Below are 9,692 nucleotides of genomic sequence, written 5' to 3' on the forward strand. Positions count from 1 at the left end.
GTCAGGAGTACGGCGGTTGAGGATCGCCGATCGCCGCGCTTCGTCGTTGGGTTGCCCGGCGACCGTGGAGTAGGCCAGGACACGGAAGTCCACGTCCTCGACCACCACGGGCCCCCCGATGAGCCGGGCGGCCGCGTCTACGATGTCGAACAGGTCCTCGACGGGCCTGTCCGCCGCGAGCTCGCTCAAGCGCCCACCTTGCGGTCACCGGCCGTCCAGTATCGATCCCGCGGATGCCGCCGCATGATCTTGCCAGCCCCCGTCGTGGGCAGCCCGGTCACCATGAACGGTTCGTTGCGCACCGTCGCGGCCCGGTTGGCGTGGCTGAGCGTCGCCCCTTTGGGCATGCCGGTCGTCCCGCTCGTGTAGAGGATCGTGGCCGGATGGTGGGGGAGGGGGCGTGTGCAGGGCGCAGGCGCCGCCTCACGCAACCGGTCCAGCGTTGTGTCACCAGGGCCTCCGGCGACGGTGACCACGTGCCGTAGCGCGGGCAGCTGGTCACGGACCTCGGCCAGCCGCTCGGCCCAGTCGGGGGAGGCGAACACCACCGCGGTGGTGGAGTCGCTGAGGACGTGCACCAATTCGCGCAGGTGCAGCCGGGTACTGAGGGCGGTCCGCACGAACCGGCTGGCGAGCCCTCTGGCAATGCGGTGGACGCGGTCGCCGAGAGCGCAATAAGTCAGCGTCGTGGCGCCGTCTCGCACGGCGACGCGAGAGCCGTACTGGTGGTATCCCCGCTCGTAGAGGTCCGCGATCGTGACCTGCGCAGCGCGCTGACGGTGATCCAGTCCGTCGTGGCCGATCACGCCGGCGCCCCCGGATGTGCCCTGACCCACCTGGGTCGCTCCGCTGAGCATCGTCGCCCAATCTCTTCGCCCGTCACAGCGTCTGTCCCTGCCGGTCTGAAATCGCCCGTCTGAAATTGCCGGTCAACGTACTATGCGTGTACCGATCGGTAGATACAAGCCTTTGAGTCGGCGAGCCGATGCCCGGTGGCAGGGCCGCCGCGGTGCATTTTGGGCGCCCTCACTCTCGCAACCGAGGCGTTGACGCGCGCCGGGCAGCCTGATCCCGCCCGTACATGGGCAGCGCCCGTCCGGGCGATATTCTGGGGACCGCCGATACAGGTCGAGAGTGAGGGCGGCGTCGAGGATGACGGTTACGGCTTTCGAGGCGAACCGGGCGCGCGTGATCGGGATCGCGGCGGACCTCTTCGCCAGGAACGGCTACCACGGCACCGGGATAGCCGAGCTCGGCCAGGCGGCCGGTCTCGGGCGGGGCGCGCTCTACCACTACATCGGCAGCAAGGAGGCCGTGCTCTACGCCATCAGCAAGGAGCAGGTCGACAAGATGAACAGCTACGCCGAGGAGCTGTTCGATCTGGGGCTGGAGCCGGAGGACCTGCTCCGGCAGTTGGCGCGCGGGTTGCTGCGCAACATCACCGAGCATCGCTCCGAGTGGGCTGTCTTCTTCCGCGAGCACACTGCGCTGACCGGCGCGCGCCGCGACCAGGTGATCGCGGCGCGCGAGCGGTACGAGAGCTACTGGCGGCAGGCGCTGGACAACGGCGTGCGCGTCGGTGCGCTGCGCCAGACACCGCGCCTGCTTGTGAAGGGGATCCTGGGCATGCTCAACTACACCTACCTGTGGCTCGATCCCCACGGTGAGCTGACCCCGGACGAGGTGGCCGACATGTTCCTCGACGCGCTGATCGAGGGTATCCGTCTCTAGTGCCGTATCAGTCGACGTTCGCCCTGCCCACGATCTCGCGTAGGCGTTCGTCGGCGGCGTGCTCGCTCCGCCCACGATGTAGCGGCGGATCATGCTGCCGAGCGCGTTGTGGCCGGCGTGGTCGCTGCCGTCGAGGCGAAGTGACGCAGGGCGTCGAAACGGGCCTCGATGCGGCTCAGTCATGAGCTGTTGGTGGGCATGTAGGCGAACTCGGTGTTGTTGACTGCGGCCGGCCGCCGACTCGGCTTGCTGGGGCCGTAGAACCTGTCCTTGCCCGAGTCGTAGGCCGCGCAACACGCCCTTCCTTGCGGAGCAGGACCCGTAGGCCATCGTGGCTGATGTCGGCGACCACCTCCTCGGCGACCGGGAAGTCGGCCTGCTCGGCCAGGATCCAGGTCGAAAACGGCAGCCCGTGCTCGGCCGGCTGGGGTTCCGTTGGACGCCAAGGACCTCCGGGTCATCGAAAGGCGCGCCTCGAAGCCGTCGGCGTTGAAGTTGTGGGATCAGGTCCCGGTTGCGTTCCGCATAACTCCGGCGTGGTGCTCATCGCTTCGCTCGGTGGGCTTTCCGGGTGACACTGCCTACGCGAGTGTGAAGGCGGCGGCCGTGGGCTTCGCCTGTTCCCTGGCGAAGGAGGTCGCTTCGCAGTGAGTGCCATTCAACGTGCTCGCGCGGGCTTCGTCGACACCGACATGACTTGGCCACTCGGACGCCTCGCGTCACAAGATCGCCGACGCTACGCTGCTCGGCCGGTTCGGTACGATCGCACGGCGGCGCCGGCCTGTCGACGACGGCGCGCCGCGACGGCGACGACTACGTGATCAACGGGCGCAAGTGGCTCATCGCGAGCTCCGACATCGCTTCGCACTCCTGGTGTTCGCAGAGACTTCCGCGAAGGAGGTCTCGGCCGTCATCGGCGCCCAGGATGTGCGGGTGCCGGTGTCGGCTCTGGTCGGCGCCGAAGGTGAGGGCGGCGCGCACCTGGAGCGGGCGTTGGAGATCAGCCGCGTGTTCATCGCCGCCTCCTCGCTCGGCACGGCGTCGCGTGTGCTGGAGCTGTCGCTGAAGTACTCCCAGGTGCGGGTGACGTTCAGTAAGCCGATCGCCGGGCGCCAGGCGATCCAGCGGTACCTGGCCGAAATGGCGGCCGATGTGTACGCGTTGCGTGGCATGCTGGTCGACGCCGAGTCTCGAGCGGCTCTACCGAGACGCGCGCCTGAAGTGGCTGGAGTGGCACACTCGTGATCCAGTACATGGTTCGGCCCGTGAACTGATTGACGGTTACACGTTCGACGACGCGTTCACCGTCGCCGGCTGACTCCTGACACCTTCATCGGCCGGACGCCTCGGAGTGCCCGGCCAACGTCATTGTGGCGGTGCTCGCAAAAGCCCGGGCTGAGCTGACAGGGTGCCCTGGCTACTTCGACTGACCAACTTGCCAGGGGATTGTCGAAGCGTAAACGAGGTCTTCGACGACCGGACCCGCGACGAGCCAGGTCTGCTCGGCGCGAGACTAACCAGGGTACCCGAATTCATTGTACTGTTCGGTCCATAGTTGCACTCCACGAGAGTCATGTGCACAAAGCGGATAGTCAAGAAAACAAGATCTCGCAGTAGTGCATGGCCATTGTACCAGTTGGTCCAACATGGTAGAACGATCTCGGAAGCACGGAGGTTCGCAGTGCTGCGAAGCGGGACACTCCAGGCGACGCTCACGTCGGCCTACTCGGACGTCTACGACAAGTTCGGCTCTCGGGCGGCGGTCCTCGGGCCCGGCGATCAGGTTCTGACCTATGGTGAGCTCGGCGATCGCGCCCGGCGCCTGGCCCACGGGTTGACCCGGCTCGGCGCGGGGACAGGGGACCGGGTGATCGTGATCGCCGCGAACCGCGCCGCGAGCTTCGTCGTGGACCACGCGCTCGCCGCGGGTGGGTTCGTGCGGGTCGCTCTGTCGATCAAGCTCCATCCTCGCGAGGTCGTCCAGATAGCCCGGGACTGTGACGCGCGGGTGGCTTTCGTCGACGCGGAGCGTGAGCGGGGCGTGGTAACGGCCTTCGCGGAGGCGGGCCTGGACGTCGCCGTTGTCGCGCTCGACGATCCCGCAGGTCCGGTGGCTGCCCGGTACACGGACCTGCTGTACGGCCCCGAGCTGGACCCGGCCCAGCCGGGTCCTGAGGACCTTGCGTGGCTGCCGTACACCTCGGGCACGACTGGTGAGCCGAAGGGCGTGATGCTCAGCCACCGGAACCTGCTCGCCTACTGCCGCAACCTGATGACGGAGCTCCCGCCCATCGAGACCCAGGACGTAGTGCTGCATGTCGCCCCGCTAACCCATCTGTCCGGTTACGTTTCACTGCCGTACCAGCTCCGGGGCGCTCAGCACGTCCCTCTGGCGTCGTTCGACCCCGAGTCCGCGTTGCGTGCGGTCGCCGAGCACGGGGTCACGGTCCTGCCGATCGTGCCGACGATGCTCAACATGATGCTGCCCGCACTGGAAACCGGGACGTGGGACACGAACTCGCTGCACACCGTTGTCTACGCCGGTTCGGCGATCGCGCCGGACCGGCTGGCACGGCTGGTCAAGCGGCTCGGCCCGGTGTTCGTTCAGGGCTACGGCCTGACCGAGACACCGCTGCCTCTGACCGCGCTGTCCAAACAGGACCACGTCTTCGACCCGGACGGACCGCTGCCCGCCCGGCTTGGCTCGGCGGGCCGGGTCAACCCGTTCGTCCAGCTCCGCCTGCGGACCCCGGACGGGCGGGACGCCGCGGAGGGTGAGGAGGGCGAGATCCAGGTCCGCGGCGACATCACGATGCTCGGCTACTGGAACCGCCCGGACGCTACAGCCGAGGTGCTTCTCGACGACGGCTGGGTGGCCACCGGCGACATCGGCCGGTTCCACGAGGGCTACTTGCACATCGTTGACCGCAAGAAGGACATGATCGTCTCCGGCGGCTTCAACGTGTTCCCGGGGGAGATCGAGAACGCCATCTCCGCGCTCGACGGCGTGTCCGAGGTCGCTGTGATCGGGATCCCGGACGAGCGCTGGGGAGAGACGATCAAGGCCGTGATCAGCGTGCGTGACGGATACCGGATCACGGCCGACGACATCGACCGGATCTGCCGGGAGCGCATCGCCAGCTACAAGCGCCCGCGCTCGGTGGAATTCGCCGACGTCATACCCAAGACCGCAACCGGCAAGATCCAGCGGAACGAACTGCGCCGACGTCACTGGGCGGGCGCGGAACGCCGGGTGGGCGGCTGACCGTGGAGTTCACGACGAGGAGTCAACTATGACAAGTGAACGACAGCCTGCGCTCGCGGGCCGGTTCGATATCCTGCCGCTGGAGTCCGTCCTGTTCGGACCCGGGGCGTCTGGCTCGCTCGCCGCGGAGTGCGAAAAGCGCGCGGTCAATAGGCTCCTGGTCCTCGCCTCGGCCAGCCTGGCGCGGGCGATCGACATACGGGAGCGGTTCAACGCTGCGACGGGCGGCCGGGTCGCGGCGGTCTTCACCGGCGGTCGGCCGCACGTGCCGCACGATGTCGTGCTCGCTGCGGCCCGCATGGCGCGGGAAGTCGGCGCCGACGGTGTGCTGAGTGTCGGCGGGGGCAGCGTGATCGACCTGGGCAAGGCCGTCGTCCTGTGCCTCGCCGAGGGCATCGACTCCAGTGCGGCCCTGTTTCGCTGGAAGGTGGTCGTCTCACCGCCCGGCAAGAAGGAGAACCCGGTGTCCACGGCGGCGAAGGTTCCGCACTTCGCCGTGGCCACCACGTTGTCCGCGGGCGAGTTCACCCACATCATCGGGATCACCGACACCACCCGCGGAGCGAAGGACCTCTACCTCTCGCCGGACTTCGTCCCACGGGTAGTGGCTCACGACCCGGAGCTCGCGACCCACACGCCGCGTTCGCTGTGGGCGTCGACGGGGATCAAGGCCGTCGACCACGCGGTGGAGACACTCTGCTCACCGCGGGCCCAGCCGGTGACCGATGCCTTGGCCGCGGACGCGCTCCGCAGGCTGACCCGGTACCTGCCCGTGTCGGTCCGCGATGCGGGCGATCTGCGCGCCACGGGGCAGTGCCAGATGGCTGCCTGGCAGTCGGTCTTCGGAGTGACCAACGTCAGTCTCGGTCTGTCACACGGGATCGCCCACCAGCTCGGCGGCCGTCTCGGCGTCCCTCATGGCGTCGGGTCGTGTGTGCTCCTGCCGACCGTGCTTGAGTACCACGCGGAATACACGCGGGGTCCGCAGCAGGTGGTCGCGGAGATCCTCGCCGAGTCGACTGGCCAGTCCGGCAAACTCGGGGCGCCCGAGCTCCTGCGCCGGTTCATCGCCGGGCTCGGGCTTCCCACCAGGCTGCGCGAAGCGGGGGTCGGAAGGGACGAGTTGGGTGCGATCGCGCAGCACACGATGGGTGACTTGATGGCCGCCGCGGCCGCGGGCCCGCCGCTTGGCGAGGGCGACATCGAGAAAATCCTCAACCAGGCCTGGTGACCGCGGCCGATGGTCAGGTGTGCGCCGAACACAGACGGGCTCGGCGCACACAACCGCACTCAGCGCAGCGCATGAGCGGGTCGGCGTACGCACTCGGCGCATGAGCCCGTCAACGTACGCACTCAGCGCATCAGTGGGGCGGCGTATCAGCGCCGAGGCCGTTCTTCGCACAGTGTGCTCGGGTGCGTTCGAGCTTGCGAAAAGACGCCCTGGATGCCGACCGCGTCGCCGGCTTCTTCCACGCCGTTCCGGGACCTCCACCGTGTGCACGTCTCCGGCCGGCTCGAATACGCAGCTGCCATGCTCGGCCCACTCTTCGAGCTACCCGGAGCGGTGCAGGACGCTTGACCCGGCGACGCGTCCTCGAGTTACGGGCTCCCGGGTACTCCCCGCAGCGATCCCCTCGATCTTCCGGGGTCTCCCGGTGACGAGCACGGTGCGATGGCGATCGACGTCTACGCGCTGCGCGGCATGCTTGCCGACGCCGCCGCCAAGTGGGACGCCGGCGCCAGGATCCCCGCCGCGTCCGCGATGGTCAAGCAGTTCGGACTGGAGGCCGTGGGCCGCGTGACCGACCGCGCCCTGCTGGTACACGGTGGCATCGGCTACACCCGCAAGCACCCCATCGAGCGGCTCTACCGCGACGCGTGGCTGAATTGGCTGGAGGAAGGCAGCACCCCCACCATCCAGTACATGGTGACCGCACGTGAGCTGCTGTCCAGCTACCGCTTCCATGACGGTTTCGACGGGATAGGCTGGCGTATTGCCGTCGCGTGTGAACGACGCGACCGCGTGGTCGCCACCCGCGAACGCTACGAGGGGTACTGGCGCCGGGCGCTGGACCGGGGATACACCTTTCTGTGGTTCGAGCCAGAGGGTGAAGTCAGCCCGGAGGAACTGGCCGACGAGTTCCTCGACTCGTGGCCCGAAGGGCCATGCCGTCAGGGCATGCGGCCATCATCGCTTTCTATTTCTCAGCCGGATTCATCAACCCTCAAGATGAACCGGGGTCGGCCGAGCCACACAGTCGCAATCGCTCTTTCCCCATCGAGCATCGACATCTGCGTTCCTGGCAGCCGGCTGCGCCGCGCTCGACGGACACTGGCCAACGCCCCGTCGCGGTCGGCCCCAGCCTTCACCGCACATCGCTCCCGTAAGGACCCAAGACGATGCAGTTCGGTATGAGCTCCCTCCAGGCCTCCGTGGAGTCCTGGAAACCCGGCCCGGTCACCGACGAGGACTTGCTGCCCACGGGGCCCGTTGCGGCGCTGTCGGCACTCCTCGATGAGGCCGAGCCGGTCACGACGGTCGGCGACCCCCTCCCGCCGCTGTGGCACTGGCTCTACTTCCTGAACTGGCCCGCGCAACATGACCTCGGGGCCGACGGCCACCCCGCGCACGGCCGCTTCCTGCCGCCCATCCCCGACCGGCAGCGGATGTTCGCTGGCGGTCGCTGCACCATCGCCGAGCCGCTGCGTCTCGGTGAGCGCGCCGAACGCGTGAGCTCTCTGCAGAACGTCGTGGTCAAGCAGGGCAGGACCGGCGAACTGCTCTTCGTGACGCAGCGCCACGAGTTCCGCCAGGGCGGCCGCACCTGTCAGGTCGAGGAACAGGACATCGTCTACCGCTCCGGCCGCAGCCCCGCCCGCGGCACCACGGTGCTCGACGAGTCGGCCGTGCCCACCCTCGACGCGCCCTGGAAGCTCGCCGTGCAACCGGATCCGACCCTGCTCTTCCGGTTCAGCGCGCTCACCGCCAACGCCCACCGCATCCACTACGACGCGCCCTACGCCCAGGACGCGGAAGGCTACCCAGGACTTGTGGTCCACGGCCCGCTGCTGGCGCTGCTGATGCTGGAACTCGTGCGGCGCAACGACCCGTCGCGACGGGTGGGATCCCTCTCCTACCGGCTGCGGAGCCCCGTTTTCTCCGGCGAACGCCTCCTCGTCTGCGGCGCGCTGTCGGACGGCCGCGCCGAGATGCAGGTCGCCACCCAACGGGAGACCCAGCACGCCACGGGCGAGGTGACGTTCGCATGACCGACGCCGCCGGCCCGATCGCCACGGCCCGCAGTCTGCTCTTCGTGCCGGGCCACCGGCCGGACCGCTTCGCCAAGGCCACCTCATCCGGTGCCGATCTGGTCATCATCGACCTTGAGGACGCTGTCTCGGCGCGCGACAAGGTCACCGCTCGTAACCACACCGCCTCCTGGCTGGCCGAGGGCAACCGCGCCATCGTCCGGATCAACCCTCCCGGAACCCCTTGGTTCGAGGACGACTTGGGCCAGGTCGCCCGCCACGGCTGCCCGGTCATGGTGCCCAAGGCCGAAGACCCCGCCGCACTCCAGGAGATCACCGCCCGCACCGCGGGCAGGTGCCCGATCATCGCCCTCATCGAGACCGCCGCCGGAGTGGAGCGATGCGCCGACGTGTGCGCCACGGCCGGTGTCGTCCGCGCGGCCTTCGGCAATGTCGACCTCGCCGGTCAGCTGGGGGTCGCACCCGACGACCACACCGCTTTGACCTACGCCCGCTCCAGGCTCGTCTCGGCGTCCACCGCGGCAGGCATCAGCCCCCCGATCGACGGTGTCACCACCGCGATCGACGACACCGACGCCCTGACAACGGACATCGCCCACGCCCGGCGCCTGGGCTTCACCGGCAAACTGTGCATCCACCCGGCGCAGCTCCGGGCCGTCGCCCACGGATTCGCGCCCACCGGGAGCGAGCTGGAGTGGGCACGGACGGTCCTCGACGCCGGTGAGTCGGTGGCGGCGGTCAAGGGGCAGATGGTCGACAAGCCGGTCCTGGACCGTGCCCGGCGCATCCTGGCCAACGACATCCGCGGGGATGAGCAGGAGGCAGGCGGTGACGACGGACACCGCCTGCCTCCAGGTGTTCTTCAGGGCGAGCCGGTCAGCCCTTGCGGGACTTGATCTCCTCGGTGAGCTGCGGCACGACGTCGAACAGGTCGCCGACCACGCCGCAGTCGACCAGCTCGAAGATCGGGGCCTCGGCGTCCTTGTTGATCGCCACGATCGTCTTCGAGGTCTGCATGCCCGCGCGGTGCTGGATCGCGCCGGAGATGCCGGAGGCGATGTACAGCTGCGGCGACACGCTCTTGCCGGTCTGGCCGACCTGGTTGGTGTGCGGGTACCAGCCCGCGTCCACCGCGGCACGCGAGGCACCGACGGCCGCGCCGAGGGAGTCGGCCAGCGCCTCGATGATCGCGAAGTTCTCCGCGCCGTTCACACCGCGGCCACCGGAGACCACGATCGCGGCCTCGGTCAGCTCCGGACGGCCCGTCGACTCGCGCGGCGTGCGGGCGGTGACCTTGGTGCCGGTGGCCTGGGCGGAGAAGGTCACCGACAGGGCCTCGACCGCACCGGCGGCCGGGGCCGCCTCGACGGCCGCGCTGTTGGGCTTGACCGTGATGACCGGGGTGCCCTTGGAGACACGGGACTTG

10 protein-coding genes are annotated in these 9,692 nt (G+C 68.7%); 7 read left to right on the forward strand and 3 right to left on the reverse strand.

Annotation, left to right across the window (positions count from 1 at the left end; genetic code table 11):
- Positions 1–189: hypothetical protein (locus ACTWQJ_RS38385; RefSeq protein ID WP_443311067.1), on the reverse strand; the 189-nt coding region annotated here is incomplete at its 3' end.
- Positions 186–836: an AMP-binding protein gene (locus tag ACTWQJ_RS38390; protein ID WP_443311068.1), complete on the reverse strand. Its 651-nt coding sequence runs from the start codon at positions 834–836 to the stop codon at positions 186–188. The genes ACTWQJ_RS38385 and ACTWQJ_RS38390, both read right to left, overlap by 4 nt.
- Before the next feature lie 316 nt (positions 837–1,152).
- Between ACTWQJ_RS38390 and ACTWQJ_RS38395 the strand changes: the two genes are divergently transcribed.
- From ACTWQJ_RS38395 to ACTWQJ_RS38425, 7 genes are all read left to right on the forward strand, one after another.
- Positions 1,153–1,731 carry a TetR/AcrR family transcriptional regulator gene (locus ACTWQJ_RS38395; protein ID WP_443311069.1) on the forward strand — a complete coding sequence of 193 codons (579 nt, stop codon included), beginning with the start codon at positions 1,153–1,155 and terminating at the stop codon, positions 1,729–1,731.
- A gap of 873 nt (positions 1,732–2,604) precedes the next feature.
- The gene (locus tag ACTWQJ_RS38400) at positions 2,605–2,976 is read left to right on the forward strand and encodes an acyl-CoA dehydrogenase family protein (protein ID WP_443311070.1); all 372 of its coding nucleotides are present in this window, start codon (positions 2,605–2,607) and stop codon (positions 2,974–2,976) included.
- Positions 2,977–3,412: 436 nt separating this feature from the next.
- Positions 3,413–4,996 carry a class I adenylate-forming enzyme family protein gene (locus ACTWQJ_RS38405; RefSeq protein ID WP_443311071.1) on the forward strand — a complete coding sequence of 528 codons (1,584 nt, stop codon included), beginning with the start codon at positions 3,413–3,415 and terminating at the stop codon, positions 4,994–4,996.
- 28 nt (positions 4,997–5,024) lie between these two features.
- On the forward strand, positions 5,025–6,227 hold the full coding sequence (locus tag ACTWQJ_RS38410) for an iron-containing alcohol dehydrogenase (protein WP_443311072.1): 1,203 nt from the start codon (positions 5,025–5,027) through the stop codon (positions 6,225–6,227).
- 441 nt (positions 6,228–6,668) lie between these two features.
- Complete coding sequence (locus ACTWQJ_RS38415) at positions 6,669–7,412, forward strand: acyl-CoA dehydrogenase family protein (RefSeq protein ID WP_443311073.1); 744 nt, start codon at positions 6,669–6,671, stop codon at positions 7,410–7,412.
- Positions 7,397–8,266, forward strand: a complete 870-nt coding sequence (locus ACTWQJ_RS38420; RefSeq protein WP_443311074.1) for a hypothetical protein — start codon at positions 7,397–7,399, stop codon at positions 8,264–8,266. The genes ACTWQJ_RS38415 and ACTWQJ_RS38420 overlap by 16 nt, the downstream gene beginning before the upstream one ends.
- Positions 8,263–9,162 (forward strand): HpcH/HpaI aldolase/citrate lyase family protein, encoded by a 900-nt coding sequence (locus tag ACTWQJ_RS38425; protein ID WP_443311075.1) that lies wholly within the window; start codon positions 8,263–8,265, stop codon positions 9,160–9,162. The genes ACTWQJ_RS38420 and ACTWQJ_RS38425 overlap by 4 nt, the downstream gene beginning before the upstream one ends.
- Here ACTWQJ_RS38425 and ACTWQJ_RS38430 read toward each other — a convergent pair.
- On the reverse strand, positions 9,143–9,692 hold a 550-nt coding region (locus ACTWQJ_RS38430), incomplete at its 5' end, for an electron transfer flavoprotein subunit alpha/FixB family protein (protein WP_443311076.1). The two genes, ACTWQJ_RS38425 and ACTWQJ_RS38430, sit on opposite strands and share 20 nt — an antisense overlap.

This window comes from Streptomyces sp. KR55, from assembly GCF_052245645.1.
Lineage (GTDB): Bacteria > Actinomycetota > Actinomycetes > Streptomycetales > Streptomycetaceae > Streptomyces > Streptomyces flavusporus.

Coding starts and splice junctions, on each gene's coding strand:
- ACTWQJ_RS38395 (WP_443311069.1), top strand. CDS start 1,153: ATGACGGTTACGGCTTTCGAGGCGAACCGGGCGCGCGTGATCGGGATC.
- ACTWQJ_RS38410 (WP_443311072.1), top strand. CDS start 5,025: ATGACAAGTGAACGACAGCCTGCGCTCGCGGGCCGGTTCGATATCCTG.
- ACTWQJ_RS38415 (WP_443311073.1), top strand. CDS start 6,669: ATGGCGATCGACGTCTACGCGCTGCGCGGCATGCTTGCCGACGCCGCC.
- ACTWQJ_RS38420 (WP_443311074.1), top strand. CDS start 7,397: ATGCAGTTCGGTATGAGCTCCCTCCAGGCCTCCGTGGAGTCCTGGAAA.
- ACTWQJ_RS38425 (WP_443311075.1), top strand. CDS start 8,263: ATGACCGACGCCGCCGGCCCGATCGCCACGGCCCGCAGTCTGCTCTTC.